General features: G+C 70.1%; 20 protein-coding genes and 1 tRNA gene. 16 read left to right on the top strand and 5 right to left on the bottom strand.

From position 1 onward, the window contains the following. Positions 1 to 62: 62 nt before the first annotated feature. Entirely contained in the window at positions 63 to 2,399 is a 2,337-nt protein-coding gene (locus KDM41_08700) for a CHAT domain-containing protein (protein MCB1183500.1), read from the top strand. Positions 2,400 to 2,445: 46 nt separating this feature from the next. Here the strand turns inward: KDM41_08700 and KDM41_08695 are convergent, their stop codons facing one another. The 3 genes from KDM41_08695 to KDM41_08685 all read right to left on the bottom strand — a co-directional run bounded on the left by KDM41_08695 (position 2,446) and on the right by KDM41_08685 (position 5,807). Next, positions 2,446 to 3,189 carry a hypothetical protein gene (locus tag KDM41_08695; GenBank protein MCB1183499.1) on the bottom strand — a complete coding sequence of 248 codons (744 nt, stop codon included), beginning with the start codon at positions 3,187 to 3,189 and terminating at the stop codon, positions 2,446 to 2,448. Beyond that, positions 3,186 to 3,941 carry a sigma-70 family RNA polymerase sigma factor gene (locus KDM41_08690; GenBank protein MCB1183498.1) on the bottom strand — a complete coding sequence of 252 codons (756 nt, stop codon included), beginning with the start codon at positions 3,939 to 3,941 and terminating at the stop codon, positions 3,186 to 3,188. The genes KDM41_08695 and KDM41_08690 overlap by 4 nt, the downstream gene beginning before the upstream one ends. A 714-nt stretch (positions 3,942 to 4,655) precedes the next feature. Beyond that, entirely contained in the window at positions 4,656 to 5,807 is a 1,152-nt protein-coding gene (locus KDM41_08685) for a methylated-DNA--[protein]-cysteine S-methyltransferase (protein ID MCB1183497.1), read from the bottom strand. A gap of 73 nt (positions 5,808 to 5,880) precedes the next feature. On the opposite strand from KDM41_08685, the gene KDM41_08680 reads away from it, so the two are divergent. Genes KDM41_08680 through KDM41_08660 form a run of 5 tightly spaced genes read left to right on the top strand, consistent with a single transcriptional unit; the run spans position 5,881 to position 9,478 of the window. Further along, positions 5,881 to 6,330: a GNAT family N-acetyltransferase gene (locus tag KDM41_08680; protein MCB1183496.1), complete on the top strand. Its 450-nt coding sequence runs from the start codon at positions 5,881 to 5,883 to the stop codon at positions 6,328 to 6,330. Positions 6,331 to 6,334: 4 nt separating this feature from the next. Then, entirely contained in the window at positions 6,335 to 7,477 is a 1,143-nt protein-coding gene (locus tag KDM41_08675; GenBank protein MCB1183495.1) for a class I SAM-dependent RNA methyltransferase, read from the top strand. After that, on the top strand, positions 7,446 to 8,522 hold the full coding sequence (locus KDM41_08670) for a hypothetical protein (protein ID MCB1183494.1): 1,077 nt from the start codon (positions 7,446 to 7,448) through the stop codon (positions 8,520 to 8,522). Before KDM41_08675 ends, KDM41_08670 begins: the two co-directional genes overlap by 32 nt. Then, on the top strand, positions 8,519 to 8,884 hold the full coding sequence (locus KDM41_08665) for a DsrE family protein (protein ID MCB1183493.1): 366 nt from the start codon (positions 8,519 to 8,521) through the stop codon (positions 8,882 to 8,884). The genes KDM41_08670 and KDM41_08665 overlap by 4 nt, the downstream gene beginning before the upstream one ends. A gap of 36 nt (positions 8,885 to 8,920) precedes the next feature. Then, positions 8,921 to 9,478: a YdeI/OmpD-associated family protein gene (locus KDM41_08660; GenBank protein MCB1183492.1), complete on the top strand. Its 558-nt coding sequence runs from the start codon at positions 8,921 to 8,923 to the stop codon at positions 9,476 to 9,478. A 30-nt stretch (positions 9,479 to 9,508) separates the two neighbouring features. On the opposite strand, the gene KDM41_08655 is transcribed toward KDM41_08660, so the two are convergent. Then, positions 9,509 to 10,507, bottom strand: a complete 999-nt coding sequence (locus KDM41_08655) for an aminopeptidase (protein ID MCB1183491.1) — start codon at positions 10,505 to 10,507, stop codon at positions 9,509 to 9,511. 190 nt (positions 10,508 to 10,697) lie between these two features. On the opposite strand from KDM41_08655, the gene KDM41_08650 reads away from it, so the two are divergent. Together KDM41_08650 and KDM41_08645 are read left to right on the top strand one after the other, a co-directional pair. After that, entirely contained in the window at positions 10,698 to 11,225 is a 528-nt protein-coding gene (locus KDM41_08650) for a zf-TFIIB domain-containing protein (protein MCB1183490.1), read from the top strand. Between the two features lie 178 nt (positions 11,226 to 11,403). Then, positions 11,404 to 12,222, top strand: a complete 819-nt coding sequence (locus tag KDM41_08645; protein MCB1183489.1) for a hypothetical protein — start codon at positions 11,404 to 11,406, stop codon at positions 12,220 to 12,222. 13 nt (positions 12,223 to 12,235) lie between these two features. Here KDM41_08645 and KDM41_08640 read toward each other — a convergent pair whose 3' ends face one another. Next, positions 12,236 to 15,073 (bottom strand): response regulator, encoded by a 2,838-nt coding sequence (locus tag KDM41_08640; GenBank protein ID MCB1183488.1) that lies wholly within the window; start codon positions 15,071 to 15,073, stop codon positions 12,236 to 12,238. Positions 15,074 to 15,570: 497 nt separating this feature from the next. On the opposite strand from KDM41_08640, the gene KDM41_08635 reads away from it, so the two are divergent. The 8 genes from KDM41_08635 (at position 15,571) to KDM41_08600 (ending at position 20,054) form a co-directional block, all read left to right on the top strand. Further along, positions 15,571 to 17,910 carry a hypothetical protein gene (locus KDM41_08635; GenBank protein MCB1183487.1) on the top strand — a complete coding sequence of 780 codons (2,340 nt, stop codon included), beginning with the start codon at positions 15,571 to 15,573 and terminating at the stop codon, positions 17,908 to 17,910. Between the two features lie 61 nt (positions 17,911 to 17,971). Continuing rightward, the gene (locus KDM41_08630) at positions 17,972 to 18,259 is read left to right on the top strand and encodes a type II toxin-antitoxin system RelE/ParE family toxin (GenBank protein MCB1183486.1); all 288 of its coding nucleotides are present in this window, start codon (positions 17,972 to 17,974) and stop codon (positions 18,257 to 18,259) included. Positions 18,260 to 18,261: 2 nt separating this feature from the next. Continuing rightward, complete coding sequence (locus KDM41_08625; GenBank protein MCB1183485.1) at positions 18,262 to 18,579, top strand: HigA family addiction module antidote protein; 318 nt, start codon at positions 18,262 to 18,264, stop codon at positions 18,577 to 18,579. Positions 18,580 to 18,647: 68 nt separating this feature from the next. Next, positions 18,648 to 18,911 (top strand): BrnT family toxin, encoded by a 264-nt coding sequence (locus KDM41_08620; GenBank protein ID MCB1183484.1) that lies wholly within the window; start codon positions 18,648 to 18,650, stop codon positions 18,909 to 18,911. Next, a complete protein-coding gene (locus tag KDM41_08615) occupies positions 18,898 to 19,125 on the top strand; it encodes a CopG family transcriptional regulator (protein MCB1183483.1) in 228 nt (75 codons plus the stop codon). The genes KDM41_08620 and KDM41_08615 overlap by 14 nt, the downstream gene beginning before the upstream one ends. 95 nt (positions 19,126 to 19,220) lie before the next feature. Further along, positions 19,221 to 19,490 (top strand): type II toxin-antitoxin system ParD family antitoxin, encoded by a 270-nt coding sequence (locus KDM41_08610; protein MCB1183482.1) that lies wholly within the window; start codon positions 19,221 to 19,223, stop codon positions 19,488 to 19,490. Position 19,491: 1 nt separating this feature from the next. Continuing rightward, positions 19,492 to 19,797 carry a type II toxin-antitoxin system RelE/ParE family toxin gene (locus KDM41_08605; GenBank protein ID MCB1183481.1) on the top strand — a complete coding sequence of 102 codons (306 nt, stop codon included), beginning with the start codon at positions 19,492 to 19,494 and terminating at the stop codon, positions 19,795 to 19,797. Positions 19,798 to 19,982: 185 nt separating this feature from the next. Next, positions 19,983 to 20,054, top strand: a tRNA-Asn gene (locus KDM41_08600). Positions 20,055 to 20,173 lie beyond the last annotated feature (119 nt).

Genomic DNA, 20,173 nt, shown 5'->3' with positions numbered 1-20,173 from the left:
GGTCGAGCGAGGCGCCTCCGGCAGGAGGCGCCTCCTACTTTTTGGAGCCGAGGGAGTCCGGCGTGATCGCCCCCTATCGCGTGCCGGTCCTGGCGGTGGCCTTGTGCCTGATGTGGGTGACCGCGATGGCCGCGGGGCCCGCCGCCGCCGAGGACGAAACCCCGACCGCCGTCGCCGCGCTCGACCGCGTCGAGCTGCTGCGTTGGCGTCAGGACTACATCTCCGCCCTCGATCTCGCCGTCCGCACCCTGGCCGACGAGGTGCACGCCGCGGCGCCGGACACCGCGCTGATCGTCACCATCCTGAACAGCATCGCCGCCTTCAGCCACGAATCGGGCGACCATCTGCCCGCCGAGATGGCGCTGCGGGCCGCCGTCCCCCTGGCGGAACGCCACCGCGCCGACCGGCCCGGTCTGCTCGCCGAGACCCTGCTCTGGCGCGGCCGGCTCGATCGCCGGCTCTGGGGGGTGCCCCGCGCCACGCCGGTCCTGGCCGACGCGGCGGCCCTCCTGGCGGAGTTGCCCGGCCACGAGGCGGTCCGGGGGCGCCTGCTGCAGGCGCAGGCCAACTTCGAGCGCCGTCGCCACGGCTCGGCCGTGGCCGTTCCCCTGTACGAGAAGGCCCTGGCCTATCGGCGGGCCCACCTGCCCGACCCTCATCCCGACACGGCCGAGAACATGGTCTGGCTCGCCTGGAACCTGAACGAGGCGGGCCGGTGGGACGAGGCGCAGCGCCTCTTGGACGAGGCCGAGTCGCAATACGCCCGGCTGGATCTGCGCGACCACACCCTCAACGGCACCATCACCGAGATGCGCTTCGACGAGGCGGCCCTCGCCGGCGATTTCGCGCGCTGCGAACGGTTGGCCCGCCGCGAGATCGCGATCTACGAATCGGCGCGTCCGGACTTTCCCTTCGGCTACGGGCGGGTCGGCTGCTCCCTGACCGGCTACCGACGCCTCCTGTGGACCATGCTCCAGCAGGACCGGATCGAGGGCACCTTCGAGATCCTGGCCCGCCAGGACTCGCCCGTGACCCAGGAGTTCCATTGCCTGCAGCGTTGGCTGCGCGGGGACGGGGCTCCCTACCGCACCCGCCTGCGCAATCTCTATGGCCGGGTCCAGGCGGTCTTCGAGGCCTTCGATGCGGGTCCGCAGGATCCGGAGACGGGACTCCGGCTCGCGCTCGATGCCCTGGAGGCCTGGGCCGGGATCCAGGATCTGCTGCGGCAGAAGGCCGACGAGATCGGCAGCCTCTCCTACGGGGCGGCCGACGTCCAGGCGGTCCTTCCGCCGCGGACCGCGCTCATCTCCACCCTCGACATCTCGATCGGCGGCAAGAACTTCCCCGACCGGACCATCCGCCAGCAGGACCTCTGGGTGATGGTGCTGCGGCGTGACCGGCCGCTGCAGTGGGTGCGGGCCAACTCGGCCCGGGGTGCCGTTCTCGACACCAACAACGACGACAACGCCGCCACCGCGCGCATGCTGATGCGGGCCGTCGCCTGGCCGGTCCACGTGCCGCCCGACCCGGAGCTCGAGCGGGTGCTGCTGCGCAAGAACCAGCGGGCCTTCGCCAACGTCGCGCCCCTGCTCGACGGCATCGAGACCGTGGTCTCGGTGGGCATGACGATTCCGGCCATCGTATACGCCGGCGGCAACATGCCGCCCACCTTCATGATGATCCCGGCGGCCAACCTCTTCGTGTCGCTGTCCGAGGCCGAGGCGGCCGCGCCCCCACGCACCGAGACGCGGGCCCTCGTCATCGCCTCGGCCGGCCCCGCGGGGGACCTGGTCTGGCCGGATCAGGAGAAACAGGTGCTCGAGCGGCTCTATCCCGATGTCGTCGCGCTGACCGGCGAAGACGACATCGAGCGGTCGCTCGCCGAACTCGATGCCGACGGGGAGCTGGCGACGTTCGATCTCGTCCACTTCGCGGGGCACGCCGAGCAGGTCACGACGGCCGAGCGGCAGGCGCTCGTGGTGGGCAGCGAAGCGCGCGCGCCGCAGCGTCTCGAAGCCGGCGAGCTTCTCTACGGCTACGACTTCGCACCGGAGCTGATGGTCCTGTCGGGTTGTTCGACCGTGACCATGTTCGGCGCGGTGCTGTACGAATACCACGGTCTGTCGCAAGTGCTGCTGGGCCTGGGCGCGCGCCGCGTGGTGGCCAGTCTGTGGGACGTCAACGACGAGGCGACCGGCCTGGTCATGCAGCGCTTCTACGAGAACTACTCGGGGCGGTACGCGGGCACGCGGGCCGGATTCACCGCGACGCCGATGTCGGCGGGCCGGGCCCTTTCGGAGGCCCAGCACTGGCTGCGCGACCTTCGCGACGGCGACGGCCACCGGCCCTGGGGCCACCCCATCTACTGGTCGGGATTCGCGCTGTTCGGATTGCCCTGAGCGGGCGCCCGGATCGGGCCGGACCGGCGGGGGCGGGGACGAGTGCTCAGCTCACGATCCGGCGGCGGGCGGCTTCCTCCCGGGCCAGTTCCCCGATGCGTCCGGGCGCCGTCCGGAGTCGGCGCAGCAGGCGATCGGCGGCGTCGGTCTCGCCGCTGGCGAGCAGGTGGGTGTAGCGGTACCACCGCACCGCGAGGCGCTGCTCGTAGGGGAGCGTGTCCGGCGCGAGGCGGTCGTACACCGCTTCCGCTTCCGCGAACCTCTGCTCGGCCACCAGGGCCGCGTACAGGTACACGTCGCGCAGATCGGCCCAGCCGCGTGCGAGTTCGAGCTCGGACAGCGCGGCCACGGCAGCGGGCGCATCGTGGCTTTCGTAGAGGCCGAGGGCATCGATGAGTCCCGCAGGGGGCACCGACGGCCGCGAGCGCATGGCCGAGAGTTCGAACTCGGTGCTCATCCAGTAGACGCCGGGTCCCGCGGGGGGCGGGCTCGACAGGGGCAGGATGATCGCGACGGCGAGCACCGCCGCCAGGCCGACGATTCCCGCCACGAGCCGTGGACGGAGTCGACGCCGGGCGACCGGGGCGGCCGCCGGGACCGCCGCGGCGAAGGACGCGGGCAGATCGGCCCGGGCGCGCTCGGCCGTGAGCACGAACTCCTCGAGCCGGTCGGCGCACGGACGGCAGAAGCGCACATGATCGAGCACGGCGCGGGTCTCCGCCGCGTCGGCCAGGTCCTGGGCCACGAGGAACAGGGCGTCCTCGGTGGGGTGAGGCGCGGAAGGGGTCATTCCCGTTCTTCTCCCTCGAACGACTCGCGCATGAGCCGGCTGTCCTCCCGGAACACTTCCCAGCAGGCGATGAACGCCCCGGAACCCACGTCCGCCGGTTCGAATCCCCTCTTCTCGAGACAATCCTGAACCGCCCGCCGACTCCGCGTCAAGCTCATATCGACCGCTCCGGGCTGCATGCGCACCGCCGGGTGGCACGCGATCCGCACGGTCGGCAGGTCGCAGAAGACCCGCAGGAACCAGACCAACCGGGCCCGCCGCGTCAGCCCGGCCGCGCAGGCGGCCACCGACTCGGCCAGCCGCAGGTGGGTGACCTGCTGCTCCGCTCCCGGTGTGGGCGTCGGGACCGCCGCCAGGGGCGCGTCGCCGACTTCCCGTTCCCGCTGACGCTGAGAACCGGAGCGCAAGGTGTCGATCACCGCGTTCCGGGCGAGCAGCGCGAAGTACTTCTGCAGCTGGGCCGGGGCGTAGTCCCCGGGCTCCCAATCTCCCCGAGCGAATGCGCCGAGAATTTCCAACGCCTTTTTTACAGAGACGTCGTAGGCCCATTCAGGGTCGGCTTTCGCCCGCTGCGCGGCCTGCCGGCGCACGTTCATGGCCAGGGCCCCGACGACGAGCACCCAGATCCGCTCCCGCAGCCGCTCCCGCTGGCGCCCGTCGGTCGCCTCGCGCCACTGCGCCGCCAGGCGGAGCAGGTGCTCCGGCCAGGACGAGGGAACCTCGGAGGAATGGGGACGAAATTCGGTATGCATGGCGATCCCGGGTGACGATAGGGATTTCGATATCCGATACGGTGGGGCCTGCGGGCCCCGAACTGCATGATGATAGGGAGGTTGACGGCGTTCGTCCAGCGGCCGGCTTACGGAGTCTGGTCAGGCGACCCCGGATAGCCCGAAAAAGTCAAAAAAAGGTGTTGGATCCCGGGAGGCTCACCCGCTTGGGGTTCGAGTGGGGGATTGCAGCTCGCGGAAGACCGTGCACCCCGCGGGATCCAGGGCTGAGAGGGCCTCACTTCGCAAGGGGGACCGCAGTGGCCGGCCGGGCTCGGGCGAGACCCGGTCGGCCACATGGCGGTGATCCGGTGCCCTCGCACCCGGGTCGGGATCGCCTGTGCCGTGCTGAAAATCGGAACGGGAATATCGCAGCAGGGAGTTCGGGCGGGCCGGACGCAAGAAACCGGAACGTCGGTGCTGGATACGCCGAACCCGGACCTGTCAAGCCGAAGCGCAAGGGGGATCGCGAAGGGCTCGGACAAATCCGGGTCGGCTTATCAAACAACGGGCTCTTGGAAGCCGCGTTCTGAAGACTCTGCCAAGTCTTGTTGAAGATGTTAGTCGTTTTCACTGCCGGCGCAAGCGGAAAAATCACGACATCGTTCGCTTTGTGAACAAACTCCTGTCCGGCAAGCGGTTCGCGGGTTTGAACCACCATTCGCGCCAGCCCCGGACAACCCGCCCGGCCCCATCCTACTTCAGTCCTCCGCCATCCAGGGCCCGCCACAGGTACCACGACGCCATCGACCGGTACGGCCGCCAGCGCTCACCCAGCTCGCGCAGCTGGGCCGGCGACGCGTATTCGGGAAATCCGTACAGGCGGGCCGCCGCCATGCGCACGCCGAGGTCGCCGACGGGCAGCACGTCGAGGCGCCCGAGATGGAAGATCAGGTGCATGTGGGCCGACCACTCCCCGATGCCCTTGACGCGGGTGAGCTGGGCGATGACCTCGTCGTCGTCGCGGCGGTGCAGCGCCCGCAGGTCGAGCCGTCCGTCGGCGACGTGGGCCGCCAGGTCGCGCACATAGGCCACCTTGGCGTTCGAGAGGCCGCACGCTCGCAGGGTGGTCGGGTCGAGGGCCAGGATCTCCGATGGGGTCGGCAGGCTGGGGCCGGGCGTCAGGTCGCGCACGCGGCCCGCGATGGTCTGGCCCGCCTTCACCGAGAGCTGCTGGTGGACGATGGCGATGACGAGGGTGTCCCAGTCGGGTCGGCGCGGCTCGGGCACCGCGAGGTACGGGCCGACCCGCCGGATGATCGCGCGCAGCTTCGGGTCGACGCGGGACAGGTGGGCGAGTCCGGCCGCGTGCTCGGGATCACGCACGTACCCTTCGACGTGCAGCAGTCGGGCCTTGAGGACCGTGCCGCCGGCGGCGGAGAATCCGGTCAGGCGCCCGTCGGCGCCCACACAGCGGTGACAGGGCACGATCACCGGCACCGGGTTGGCGCCCATGATGCGGCCGATGGCGCGCGCAGCGCCCGGTCGTCCCGCGCGGCGGGCCAGTTCGCCGTAGGTCACCACGCTGCCCGCCGGCACCTTCCGCAGCGCCCGCCACACCTGCCGCGAGAACGCCGACGCCTGCGGCGTGTCGACCGGCACGTCGACGAAGTCCTCGCCGCCCTTGCCCAGGTGCCGGCGGAGACGTTCGACCAGGGCCCTGGCGGGCGCCGGTAGCCGCCGGGGCGCGGGCGCGTCGGCGGTCCGGGCGGCCAGGGCGGCGAGCGTGGCCGCCGCATCGGCATGGCCGATCTCCAGGTGGGTCACGCCGCGGGGGGTCCAGGCGAACCCCGCCGGGCCGAGGGGCGTGTCGAACACGGTGCTGCCGGATCCGGCCGATGCGAACATTCGGGTGCCTTTCGGAGGGGCGCGGGTTATCTTCGATCGGAATCTACCACACCGGCGAGGAAGTCCCGGCATCATGAATCCCGCTCCCGCAGATCTCCGCCTGCGCGAGGCCGTCAGCGACGAGGACGTGCTGAAGGTCATGGTCGTGCGCGGCATCGTGTTCATCGAGGAGCAGGACGTGGACTGGGACGGCGAGATCGACGCCTTCGAGGCCGAGTCGATCCATTTTCTCGGCGAGGCGGACGGCCAGCCCGTGGCCTGCGGCCGGCTGCGCCTGATGCCCGACGGCCGCGCCAAGCTCGAGCGCATCGCCGTGCGGCGCCGGTGGCGGGGCCGCGGCTACGCCCGCGCGGTGGTGCGGCGGCTGCTGGACGAGGCCCGGGCCCGGGGCGCCCGCGGCACCTACATGCACGCCCAGACCTACCTGCGCGACTTCTATGCGGCGTTCGGCTTCCGGGCCGAAGGCGCGGTCTTCGACGAGTGCGGGATCGACCACATCACCATGGTGCGCGAGGACGACTGACGACATGCTCTACTACCAGAAGAACAGCGAGTTCTTCGCCCAGGTCGCGGGCGGCCTCGAGACGATGGCCGCCGAGGAGCTGCAGGAGCTCGGCGCGCGCGACGTCCGCACCTCGACCCGGGGCATCACCTTCCGGGCCGAACTCGAGGACCTCTACCGGATCAACTACCGCGCCCGCCTGGTGACCCGCATCCTCGCCCCGCTGCTCAAGTTCCCCTGCCGCACGCCTGAGGAGCTCTACCTCGGCGCCAAGAAGGTCGACTGGACGCGGGTCTTCCGCATGGACCAGACCTTCGCCGTCTTCGCCAACGTGCACCGCTCGCAGATCGACCACGGCCACTTCGCCTCGCTGAAGGTGAAGGACTGCGTGGCGGACATGTTCCGCAAGCGCTACAAGGGGCGGCGCCCCAACGTCGACGCGGACGATCCGGACCTGTGGATCGGCGTGCACATCCTCGAGGACAAGGCGACCATCAGCATCGACTGCTCAGGCGGCTCCCTGCACCGCCGCGGCTACCGCCAGGACGCCGTCGAGGCGCCCATGATGGAGACCCTCGCCGCGGCCATGGTCGACTTCGCCGCGTGGGACGGACGCCGTCGCGTCTACGACCCCATGTGCGGCTCGGGTACGCTGCTGGCCGAGAGCTGGCTCAAGGCCGGCCACATTCCCGCCGGAACCCTGCGCAAGAAGTGGGGGTTCATGATGCTGCCCGATTTCGACCGCCGGGTCTGGTTCAAGGTGAAGACCCAGGAAGACAAGAAGATCAAGGTCGTCCGCGAGGGCCTGATCCGGGGCAGCGATCTCGATCCGGCCGCGGTGCGGATGACGCGGCGCAACGTGGCGCGCATTCCCGGCGGCGACGAGCTGCGGGTCCGGACGAGCGATTTCCGCGATCTCGACGGGCTGGAGGACGCGCTGATCATCTGCAACCCGCCCTACGGCATCCGGCTCAATGCCGACGAGGACATGGCCGCCTTCATGAAGGACTTCGGCGACTTCCTCAAGCAGAAGTGCAAGGGCAGCGACGCGATCATCTACCTGGGCGACGCCGAACTGGTGAAGCACGTGGGCCTGAAGGCGGCCTGGAAGAAACCGCTCCGCAACGGGGGACTCGATGGGCGGCTGGTCAAATACGAACTCTACTAGCCGGACGGCCCTCGCCGTCCTGCTGCTGCTCGCGGGCGCCGCGGCGTCGGCGCGCGCCGGCGACGAGCGGCCCGCCGCGCGGACGGTCGCCCCGGTGCTGCTCGACCTGGCCGGACCCCTGGCCGATCCCCGCGCCGAGGTCTCGGGCATGACCTGGAAGGGCGACACCCTCGTCGTGCTGCCCCAGGATCCTACCCTCTTCGCCGGCGCCGGCCAGCTCGGCTTCTTCGTGATGACCCGCACCCAGCTTCTCGCGGCCCTCGACGACCCGGCCGCCCGGCCGCTGACGGCGCGGCAGGTGAACTGCCTGGCGCCGGGGCTCAGCCGCATCGTCAAGGGCTTCGACGGTCTGGAGGCCATGGGGCTGCTCGGCGACCGCTGCTACCTGACGGTCGAGGCCGGCGACGAGACCGGCATGGCCGGCTACCTCGCCTGCGGCCGCTACGACGTGGTGAACGACGAGGTGGTCATCGACATGACGAAGCTCACCTCGATCCCCCTGGGGCTGAACATCCCCAACGTGGCCGAGGAGACGATCGTCGTCGCCGACGGCCAGGTCATCACCATCAGCGAGGCCAATGGGCGCAACGTCAATCCGCATCCGGTGGCCAAGGTCTTCAGCCCCGAGCTCGAGTTCCTGGTGACGATTCCCATGCCCCCGGTGGAGTACCGCGTCACCGATGCGACCGCGGTGGACGACGAGGGCCGTTTCTGGGTCGTGAACTACTTCTGGCCGCCCGAGCGGGAGAAGCTCCGGCCGGCCGACGACCCCGAGCCGCCGCCGCCGGGCGGCTACGACCTCGACCGCTGCATCGAGCGCCTGCTCGAGCTGCGCCTGGTGCGCACCTGCGTGCGGGGGGACTACATCGAGCGCACCGAAACGCCGCCGGTCTATCTCGAGCCGGCGGCCGACGGGGTGTGCCGCAACTGGGAGGCCATCGTCCGGCTGGGCGATCGCGGCTTCCTGCTGATGACCGACAAGTATCCGGGCACGCTGCTGGCCTTCGTGCCCTACGCCTTTCCGCCGCCATCGAAGGAGAAATGATGAGCGCCGATGCCTTCGCCGACCTGACCGTCGTCTTCAACCACGACGGCATGGGCAACGCCGAACCCGCCCTGGCCCACAAGCTGGCCGCGACCTGGCTGAACATGCACGACCTGGACGACCGGCCCGGCCGGCTGCCGCGGACGATCTGCTTCTATGCCGACGGCGTGAAGCTCGCCTGCGCGGGGTCGCCGGTGCTGGAGGAACTGCGCTCGCTCGAGGCGAAGGGCGTCGCGCTCATCGTCTGCACGACCTGCCTGAACCACTTCGGGCTGCTGGACGACCTCGCGGCGGGCACCGCCGGGGGCATGAAGGAGATCGTCGACGCGCAGCACGCGGCGGCGAAGGTGGTGACACTCTAGTTCGCCCCGGACAACCGAACCGACCGGAGAACCGCCATGAGCACCGCGAGCCCCGGCAGGTGGCACGACGAAACGGAGAAGCTGCGGACCCTGCTCCGCGGCTGCGGGCTGGAGGAAGCGACCAAGTGGGGGAAGCCGTGCTTCATGCACGACGGCCGCAACGTGGCGATTATCCAGGGCTTCAAGGGCCACTGTGCGCTGATGTTCTTCAAGGGCGCCCTGCTGCGCGATGCGGCGGGCCTGTTGCGCCGGCAGGGGGCGAACTCGCAGGCGGCCCGGCGGCTGGAATTCACGGGGGTGGAGCAGATCGACGCGGCCGTCGTCCGCGCCTACGTCGAGGAGGCCATCGCCGTCGAGGCCGCGGGGCTCGTGGTGCCGATGCCGGCGAAGGACGAGCTCGATCTTCCTGAAGAACTCGCCCGGATGATGGACGAAGTGCCTGGACTCGGGGCCGCGTTCCGCGCGTTGACACCCGGCCGGCGACGGTCCTACGTCCTGCATGTCGCCGGGGCGAAGCAGGCGAAGACGCGCGAGGCGCGGGTCCGCAGGTGCGTGCCCGGGATCCTCGCCGGCAAGGGCTTCAACGAGCGGTAGGTCGCGAGCCGCCCGCAGGCGGTGGCGCCGTCAGGATCCGGGCGTCTGCCCATCCCGCATCAGCTCCACCGTCGACCCGTCGGCGCGGGTCACCACGATGGTGGGCGCCTTCACCAGGTAATCCACGTGCATGCGCGAGCGGCTGCGGCCGCCGCCGATGCCCTCGTTGTCGCCGAAGGCCACGTGGGCCGTCCCCCGCACCTTCTCCGCCTCGAGCATCCGCTCGGTGAGGCGGGCGCCCGGGTTCAGCCCGATGCCGAGCTCGGCGATGGTGCGGGCTCCGGGATCGGTGTCCATCAGCGCCGTCACCTCGCGGGCCAGATCGGCGTCGGCGCACGCCACGTCGGTGGCGCGCCCGCCGGCCACGGCGATGCGGACCGGCGCCGCCACGGTGCCGTGGGCGCCGAAGCACCCGTCGCACACCACGACCCCGTCGGCGCCCGTCTCAAGGGGGGCGCAGTACACCTCGCCGCAGGGCAGGTTCGCCCCCGTGTCCACGGTGGCCTTGAGGTCGTCGGTCCAGGGTCGTCCGGTCAGGTCGAGACGCAGGTCGGTGCCCCCGGGGGCGCTCAGGTGGAGGGACACGGCGTCGGCCAGGCCGGCGCGCAGGTCGCGGGCGAGTTCGGCCATGCGGGCGTAGTCCACGCCGAGGGCGCCCGAGACCATCATGTCGGGGTCGATGCCGGGACTGTGGCCGAGCCGGATGCGGCCGGCCCCCTCGATCAGCTGGATCCACTTGAGCCGGAAGGGCACCTCGGCGGCGTCGCCCACCAGGGTGTTGACCACCACCGTGGCGTCGGGCAGGAGGACGCGCAGGTCGTCGGGCACGGCGGTCAGGGGGCGTCCCGCGGCCGGGAGGGTGTGCAGCCGGACGGTGCAGCCGTGCTCCCGGGCACCGCGGGCGAAGGCATCGCCGCAGGCGGCCGATTCGGGGTCGGTCACCACGAGCACCCGGTCGGCGGGCGCCAGATCGAGGACGTGGCGCATGGCGTCGCGGGCGGCGCCGGCCATGGCGGTGGAGCGGTCCATTTCTCTCCCTCCCGGGAAACGAACAGGGCGTATCAACCCCCTCGGGACATGGTCGGCGAAAACCGGTCGAACCGCACTAAGGAACCCCGGATTCCGGCCGATAACCCGGGAGAGAATTCCGCCGTCCCGCTCCGAACGGTGCCATGCGCCATCGCCCGGGGGCGGCCCACACCCATCCGGGAGGGAAACCGTGAAGTGTCCCGCTTGCGGAAACGCCATGACCGAGGTCAAGGTGCAGGATATCGCCGTCGACGTGTGCCAGGGGGGCTGCGGCGGCGTGTGGTTCGACTGGTTCGAGCTGAAGAAGGTCGATGAACCCCACGAGGCGATGGGCGCGGACCTGATGCACGTCGCGCGCGGCGCGAACGTCAAGGTCCACGAGGACGGCAAGCGGTTCTGCCCCCGCTGCGAGGGCATGCCCATGCTGAAGCACTTCGCCAGCGTCAAGCGCGAGGTGCAGGTGGACGAGTGCCCCAACTGCGCCGGCTTCTTCCTCGATCACGGCGAGCTGAACAGCATCCGCGACCAGTTCGACACCGAGGAGGAGCGCAAGGCCGCCGCCCAGGCCGTCTTCGCCGACATGTTCGACGAAGGCCTCGACCAGCTCGCCGACGAGAGCGACGAGGCCGTGGAGAAGGCCCGCGGCGTGGCGCGCATGTTCCGCTTCCTGCTGCCCAGCTACTGGCTGCCCGGCAAGCAGAAGTGGGGCGCGTTCTAGACCGGTCCGTCGGCCCGATCCGGGCGTCCGCCCGGCGTCTGGCAACCTCCTCCGGACGGTCCCGGGGGAGGTTGCGGTCTTTTTGGACCGGAACTAACGTGGATCCCACGCCGCGGTGAACCCACCGACGGGACAGTCGATCCCCTGCTCCGACCACCCGATCCCCGAGGCGCCGGATTTGGACAGCGACAGCTTTGACGGCCGCCCGGCGGCCAAGGGCAAATACACGCTCAGCGAGGTGACGAACCTGGACGGTCCCTGTCGGCATGATCCCGTGCGGCCCTGCGACATCCGGGGCATCCTGCACAGCCACAGCCGCTGGACCGACGGCGCGCACTCCCTCGCCTCCATGGTCGAGACGGCGCGGGAGATCGGGCTCGAGTACCTCGGCGTCTCGGACCACTTCATCAGCGACACCCACCGCGACGGACTCGATCTCGACGCCGCCCGCGTGCAGCGCCAGGAGGTTAACCGCCTGCGCGAGAAGCACGCCGACTTCGACGTCTTCCAGGGCATCGAGATCGACGTGAACGCCGACGGCACCCTGCCCGTCGACGACGACACCCTCGACATGTTCGACTTCGTCATCGCCTCGTTTCCCGTCAACGGCGACAACACGCCCGAGGCGCTGCTGCGCCGCATGGTCGCCGCGGCTGGGCACCCCAAGGTCACGATCCTCGGCAAGCCCATGGGCGACTACATGCTGCGGGGGTGCGAGGGGCTGGCCGACATCGAGCAGGTGCTGCGGGCGGCCGCGGCCAACAACAAGGCCGTCGAGCTCGACGCCAACCCCAACTGCCCCGAGATCGACTGGACCTGCTGCCGCATGGCCCAGGAGATGGGCGTGTACATGGTCATCAGCCCGAACGCCCACCGGGCCGCGCGGCTTGTCGACTTCCGCCACGGCGCCCAGCTGGCCCACGACGCGGGCCTCATCTGCGGCTGGATCCTGAACACGAAGAGCACCGCGGAGCTGCGGGGCCATCTGGGCCTCTGACGCGCGTTGCGGCTCAGACCTGCTGCGGCACGACCGGCTCCCGGGGGGCCGGTTTTTTCGTGGCCGGAATGTCCCAGCGGTCGAGGGCCTGCTGCAGCACGTCGCGGGTGATGGGCTTGGGCAGGAAGTCGTTCATGCCGGCGGCGAAGCAGGCCTGCCGGTCGCCGCTGAGCACGTTGGCGGTCATGGCGATGATCGTGATCGAGCCGAGGGGCGCCGGCAGGTCGCGGATGCAGCGCGTCGCCTCGTAGCCGTCCATGACCGGCATCTGGCAGTCCATGAGCACGAGGTCGAAACCACCGGTGCGCACCATGTCGACGGCTTCGGCGCCGTTGCCGGCCACCTCGACCCGGTAGCCGAGGCGCCGCAACATGGCCGTGGCGACCTTCTGGTTGAAGGGGTTGTCCTCGGCCAGGAGCACGCGCGCGCCCTGGGCCGGGTCGGCTTCCAGGTCGGTCGGCTCGGCGTTCGCCGTCGGGGCGACGGGCGCGCGCGGGATCGGGGCGCCGGCCGGCGTTTCGCCCCGCAGCACCGCGGCGAGGTCGGCGCGGCGCACGGGCCGGCTCAGGGAGCCGTCGCAGCCGACGCGGGCCAGCTCGGCGCCATCGGGCAGATGGGTCAGGGCGTTCAGCATCAGCACGCGGGGGCGAGCGGTCTGCGGCAGGCGCGCCAGGGCCTCGCGCAGCAGCGTGTGCTCGAACCCGAAGTGGATCTCGTCGGCCAGCACCAGGTCCCAGGGGCGGGAATCGGCCAGGGCCGGGCCCACCTCGCCGGCGTCGGCAACCAGACGCGCCTCGTGGCCGAACGTGCGGATCTGCTCGACCAGCACCTCGCCGCCCCGCTCGTGGGAGGACACCACGAGCACGCGGAGCGCCGCGGCGGCGGGCGCGGTGCCGACCACATCGGCGGCGGCCGCGCCGATCCGGGCGGGAATGGTGAAGGTGAAGGTCGTGCCGGTGCCGACCTCGCTGGTGGCCGCGATCTCGCCGCCCATGAGCCGCACCAGGTGCTGGCTGATGGACAGGCCGAGGCCCGTGCCGCCGAAGCGCCGCGTGGTGCCCGCCTCGGCCTGGGTGAATTTCTCGAAGATGCGCTGGAGGTTCTCCGGCGCGATGCCGATGCCCGTGTCGACCACCCGGAAGCGCAGGTCGACCGCGTCCTTCCGCTCGCCCACGACCTCGAGGTCCAGGTACACGTAGCCCTGCTGGGTGAACTTGGTGGCGTTGTTGAGCAGGTTGGTCAGGACCTGGCGCAACCGGCCCGGGTCGACGCGGAGCCGCTCGGGCAGTCCGGGCGCGAGGCGGCACACCATCTCCAGCCCCTTGGCCTGGGCGGTGAATGCGATCAGGCCCGCCGTCTCCTCGATGAAGGCGTGGATGTCGGTCTCGACGAGGTCGAGCTCGAGCTGGCCGGCCTCGATCTTGGAGATGTCCAGGATGTCGTTGATGAGGGTCAGCAGCGTGGCGCCCGACATGCGGATCATGTCCAGGTACTGGTGCTGCCGCGCGTCGCCGCCCATGTCCATCATCAGGTCGGTCAGGCCGATGATGCAGTTCATGGGGGTGCGGATCTCGTGGCTCATGTTGGCCAGGAACTCGGTCTTGGCCTTGCTGCTCTCCTTGGCGGCCTCGAGGGCGGCGGCCAGGGCGGCGTCGGCGCGGCGCTGCTCGGTCACGTCGATGGAGATGCCGAGCACCTGGTCGTTCATGCCCAGGGGCGTGCGCAGGGGGGTCTTGATGGTGTCGATCCACATGGTCTCGCCGTCGGGCGTGGTGGCCGGCAGGCCCCGGGCGATCCAGCCCTCGCCGCTGCGCAGGGTCTCCTTGTCCTCGGCGAGCCACTCGCGGGCCTGCTGCACGTCGGGATGGATGTCCATGACGTGCCGCCCCTCGATCTCGTGCACCTTCAGGTTGTGGAACTCGGCAGTGGCCCGGTTGACGATGGTGTAGCGGCCGCGGCTGTCGCGGGCGTAGATGAAATGGGGCACGGTGTCGATGACCGCGCGCAGGAAGCGCATCTCCAGGCTCACGTCGCGGGCGTAGAACGAGTTCACGTAGTCGATGCCCAGGCCGGCGGCGGGGATCAGCCAGGCGAACCAGTGCAGCAGGTTGGCCACCTGGTAGGCGTCGTCGACGACGGTGTGGGTGGCGAAGGCGAGCAGCAGCTGGCTCGCGGCCAGGGGGATGAACATGGCCAGGACGCCGCGCCCGAAGAAGCGCAGCCGGTGGTGGCGCAGTTCGGCGCGCAGGAAGCCGGCGGCCAGGCCGTAGGCCAGCAGGGTGGCGAGGTTGAGGTCGAGCAGGGGCAGGCGGGCGGGACTGGTGTAGGCGCCCATGGCCCACCACGCGGCGCCCATGACCGCGGCGCTCGGCAGCGCGACCTGGATCACACCCGCGCGGGGGCTCGTCCGGTGGCCCCAGCGGAGCACGGCGCAGCCCACCGCGAGCACGAGCGCGCCGCCGAGCCGGCCGAGCACCACGGCGGTCAGGGTGCCGTCGAAGAAAGTCACGCTGCCCTCGGGCAGCACGACGCCGCACACGAACTGCAGGCCGTCGATCACGCCGCAGAGCACGACCGTCAGGGCGAGTAGGCGCGCGAAGCGGGTGGCGATGGCCTTGTCGTAGAGGAAGCCGAGCACGGCGATGAGCGCGGCGAAGCCGAGCACGGTCAGGTCGGCGCGGAGCTGGATCTGGCCGAGGGTCCAGCCGGCGACGTGGCCGCCGGCACCGCCCTGGATGGGCGAGTTGAAGTCGACGCCGAGGGCCGCCAGGGCGGGCGGGATTGCCGTGACCACGACGATCAGGCCGAGGAAGAGGAGGAAGAAGGATTGAGCGGCGCGGTTCTTCTGCACGATTCTTCCGATCGGGTCTTCCGGTCTGATCCGCTGTTCCGCATGGCGGAGCCGGACGCGTTCCCCTGGGGCGCGCCGGACGGGCTGCAAAACGTTGTTCAACAGATCGGCTGCGGTCGGGCTAACTTGAACGGGGAATCCCGCTTCCGGGGTTGACGGGAACGGCGACCCGTGTCGACGCGGTTTGACCCGTGGCCGGGGGACAAGTGGGGAGAGCCGATCGCCCCGGCGGCCGGAAAGCCGGGCCGGACGTGGCGTAACCCGGTGCCGCCCGGAACCGTCTGCGTGGGGCCAGGTTCTTGCCCCGCCGGCGCGAGCCCGTCGCCAGACACGGGCCCGCGCCCGGACCGGACGGGACCCGAACACCAGCATCGGGATGGACCTGGGGGTCCGCGTCCGGACGACCGGGTCGGGGCCAGGGGTTTCGCGGAGGGCCAAGGGCCGGCGCGTCGCGTGCGCGCCGGCCCCTGCCCCGCTCACGACGAGGGGACGAACTCATGATCACCACGACGAGGAAGCGCGCCGCCGGCGCGGCGCTGGGCGTGCTGCTGGGCCTGACGGCCGCGGCGGCGGGGACGGCGGCATCTGCCGGCACACCGGAGGCCGCGGCGGCGGCCGAAGCCGACAGCCTCGGCTGGCGCGGCGTCTCGGGCGCCGAGGCCGAGCTGGACAGCCTGCTGCTGGCCGGCGCGGGCCTCGTGCTCGCCTTCGAGGACACCTTCGCCTTCGACCCGGACTCGGCCGACACGGTGCTGGTCTCGGCGCCGCGGGTGACGGTGGAAGAGGTCATCGCCGCCATCGGCCGGCGCATGGAGTACGACGCGGCCCGCAAGCGCGACGTCGAGTACACCTCGCTGGTGACCCAGGTGCTGCGCGACGACCCCGGTCCGGACAGCGACTTCGGCGTGGAGGAGTATGCCCTGCGCTACCGCGAGGACGGCGAACGGGGCGACCAGGTGGCGACCCTGTGGGAGCGCAAGCGGCGCTACGAGAAGGGCGAACTGGTCGAGGACGAGACCGACGACGAGATGCAGGTCGAGATCCTCGACGTGCAGGAGCGGGTCATCGGCGACATGCCCTTCAGCCCCGGCGGGGCCCACCGCTACCACTACGAGATCGAGGACCGCCTCCTGGTGGGCAACAACCTCATCTACCGGATCGCCTTCCGGCCCCGGAGCCGCTTCGAGGCCCTGCCGTCGGGCACGGTGTGGGTCGACTACACCAACTGGGTGATCCGCAAGCTCGAGGCGCGGCTGGTCGACACCGTGCCCTACCCCATGTTCCTGAAGGGCGTGCCGGTGATCCGGCTCAGCCGCGAGCAGTACGGCGACTACTGGTTCACCTCGCACGTGTTCATGCGGGTCGAGCTGCGCCGGCTGCCGTTGCTGCCGATCCCCCACAGCGTCGAGGTGCGCGTGCGCATGCAGGACGTGGTGATCAACGGCATGCCGGTGACGCCCACGGAGACGGTGCCGGGCGCCGCGATCGCCGACCTGACCGAGGAGGACCTGGCCGGCGGCTTCTGGCTCACGCCTGCGGCCAACGCCGACTCGCTGGCGGCCTTCTGGTCGGGGCTCGACGCGACGTGGGAGGCCGAGGTGCCGGCCGAACTCGGCGAGATCACGCTCGCGCCCGCGCGCATCGACTCGCTGAGCGCGGCCGGGGCGACCGCCCTGGACGACCTGCGGGAAGGGACGCATTGGCGGGGAGACCTCGATCCGCTGCGGCGGCCCGGCTACAACCGCGTGCAGGGGTTCGTGCCGCGGGCCGGGTTCGCCGTGAGCGCCCTCGGGCCCCACAAGCCGCGCCTCGACCTCGAGGGCGGCTACGCGTTCGCCAAGAAGCGGGCGGTGTACGGCGTCCGCCTCGACCTGCCCCTGTGGGTGGCCCGCTGGTCGGTGGACGACCCGACCCGCTCCGGCCACCGGGCCGCCGGCGCGCGCTTCACGCGCCTGGGCCTGCATCTCGCGGCCGGCCAGGATGCGGCCCTCTTCGCCGGCGACGGCCGCCGGCACACGCGCTCGTTCACGGCCTTCGCCTACGGCAGCGATCCGAACCACTACTTCGAGGAGCGTGCGTTCGCGGGCGCCGTGACCTGGCGGTTGGCGCGGGGGCTGGCCGTGCACGCGGGCGGCGGGTACGCCGAACACCGCGCGTGGGACCAGGAGACGTCGTGGAACGTGCTGGGCCGCCGGCTGCGGCCGGACGGCAACCGCAGCGCCGCGGCGCTGGACGACGTGGCCTGGACCGCGGGGGCGAACTGGGCCGCGGGGCCCCTGGCGCTCGAGGGCGACGTGACCTGGCATCGGCCCGGCGCGGCCGGCAGCGGCGGCGGCGCGACCGACCTGCGCGAGTGGCGCGTCGGCGGCACCCTGGACCTGCTCGACCGCTGGGGCAACCGCTGGGTGCTGCGCGGGGCGCACCGGGAGTTCGACGGCCCGGCGCCCGTCCAGTGGAAGACCTGGCTCGGCGACTGGGGCACCCTGCGCGGCTACGGGGGCGGCGAGCTGACGGGCGACGCCGGGTCGCACGCGTCGCTGGACGCGCGCCTGGGGATCGACGTGTGGCGGGCCCTGCGGGTGCCGGTGTTGAAGAACTGGGGGCTGCAACCGCTGGGGTTCGTGGACTGGGGGAAGACGTGGGACGCGCCCGGCGGCGTGATGGGCCCGGACGAGGGCGCGCGCGACTGGCGCATGGACGTGGGGTTCGGGTTCGGCAAGCGGTTCGATCTGCCGGGGCTGGGCGAGTTCAACAACCTGCGGGTGTATGCGGCGCATGGGGTGGCGAACGGGAGCGAGGGTGAGGGGTGGCGGGTTTTGGTGGGGTTTGAGCGGTGATGACGGTGGATTCGGGGGGCTGGAAGTTGCGCTATGACGCGAGGCGTTATAGAATGGCCTCATGATCCGCACGTTTTGTTGTCGGGAAACGCAGGGGATCTTCGAGTTGCGGTTATCGCGTCGGTTTCCAGCCGACATCCAGAGGCGGGCCCTGCGCAAGCTGAGGATGCTGCACCGGGCCGGGCTCCTTTCGGATCTGGCTGTCCCGCCCGCGAATCGCCTCGAAAAGCTGTCTGGCAACCGGCTGGGGCAGTGCAGGATCCGCATCAACGACCAGTGGCGGATCTGCTTCCGTTGGATCGACGGAGATGCGTTCGACGTCGAAATCGTCGACTACCACCGAGGATGATCATGACTGACGAGAAGTTGGCCCCGGTCCACCCGGGTGAGATCCTGTTGGAGGAGTTCCTCGTTCCCATGGAGCTCAGTCAGAACCGCCTGGCCCGTGAGATCGGGGTGCCCCCGCGGCGCATCAACGAGATCGTCCTGGGCAAGCGGCGGATTTCGGCGGATACGGCCCTGCGCCTGAGCCGCTACTTCGGGATGACGGACAAGTTCTGGATCGGACTGCAGGCGGACTATGACCTGGAAGCGGCCCGGATCGCGCTGGGGGACCGGTTGAGGTACGAGGTAGGGAGGTCCGCAGGAGGGGTGGCGGATCGGGAGTGAGGGGTTGGATGCAGCACCTTTTATTGTTGATTAATGATATAATTTTTATTTAATTTCCGGAGTATTGGGTGCAATTCGAGTTCGATGCTGAGAAAAGCGACGCCAACCAGGCCAAGCACGGGATCGACTTCGTTGCTGCCCAGGCCCTGTGGGGAGATCCGGACGTCGTCGAGATCCCTGCACGCACCGCAGACGAGCCCCGCCATGTCGTAATCGGTCGCATCCGGGACCGGATGTGGTCGGCCATCGTGACCTACCGCGGAGAGCGCATCCGGATCATCTCGGTGCGCCGCTCCCGACGCGAGGAGGTTGCCCTCTATGAAAGCCCGTGACCTGGACGAGAAGTTCGACGCCGGCGAGGACGTGTCCGATTGCCTGGACACCGCTTCGGCCCGCCGCCTGAACCTCGAGCCGCGCCGCGTGAACGTCGACTTCCCGGCCTGGATGGTCGAAGCGCTGGACGAGGAAGCGAATCGCCTCGGCGTGACGCGCCAGTCGGTGATCAAGGTGTGGATCGCGGAGATGTTGGAGAAGAAGGCGGGGTAGGGTGCCTGGGGTTGAAGTTGATGTCAAAAATTGCTAAAATTTGACATTGGTCATGCACCGGACAAGACGGGAGTCGCCGCCAGGAGGATCGCGCCGTGAACGTGTCGGTCGGGAAAGAGTTCGAGCAGTTCGTCCGGGAGAAGGTCGAGTCGGGGAACTATGCGTCCGCGAGTGAGGTGGTGCGGGACGGGTTGCGGTTGCTGAGGGAGAAGGAGCAGCTGTTCGAGGCGCGGTTGGAGGCGTTCCGAAACGAGATCCAGGTCGGGCTCGATCAGCTCGACCGCGGGGAAGGTCTCGATAGCGAGATCGTCATGGCCGAGCTGCGGGCCAAGCTCGACGCCATGCGAGAGGCGCAATCGGATTAGAATGTCGGGGACTATCGTTTCTCCGGATGCCCAGCGTGATCTGCAAGAGATCATCAGTTACATCGGCGCGGAGAGCGTGGAGGGTGCGGCTCGGGTTTTCGGCAAGTTCGAGGAGGTTTTTCGGCTCTTGGCCGAGAATCCGTACGTGGGGCATCGGAGAGCGGATCTGACCGTTCAACCGGTTCGTTTTTTTCCCGTGTACTCGTACCTGGTGGTGTACCGCTTGGTGGGTAGCCGGCCGGAGGTGATTCGGGTGTTCGGGGCCGCGCAGGATGTGGCTCGGCTGTTGGAGCCTGATTCGTCGTGACGAAGTGACGTGCGGTTTGTCGACTCGATCAGTTGTTGATGAATAAGGCATTTTTTGACCTTATGGGCGGTCGGAATTCTTGACGCCACCCGATCAAGGGCCTATATTGCGCTTTCGCTCAAGGCCGCCAGGTCGGCGCCGAAGTGTGCAGACGCAGTTTTGAGCCCAAAATCTGGATATCCGGTTCCTCGGTAGCTCAATGGTAGAGCATGCGGCTGTTAACCGCAGGGTTGTAGGTTCGAGTCCTACCCGAGGAGCTTCACCGTAAGCCCTGCAAACGCGGGGCTTTTTTTGTGCCCGCGCCGGCGGCCGAATCGCCGGATTCGCCGCGGTCTCCCCACGCGGCGCGAGCGCGGCATCCCGGCCGGCACCGACC

Source organism: bacterium (assembly GCA_020440705.1).
GTDB lineage: Bacteria > Krumholzibacteriota > Krumholzibacteriia > LZORAL124-64-63 > LZORAL124-64-63 > JAGRNP01.
Note: the sequence above shows the minus strand (reverse complement) of the source record. Positions and strands in the feature narration are given on the sequence as shown.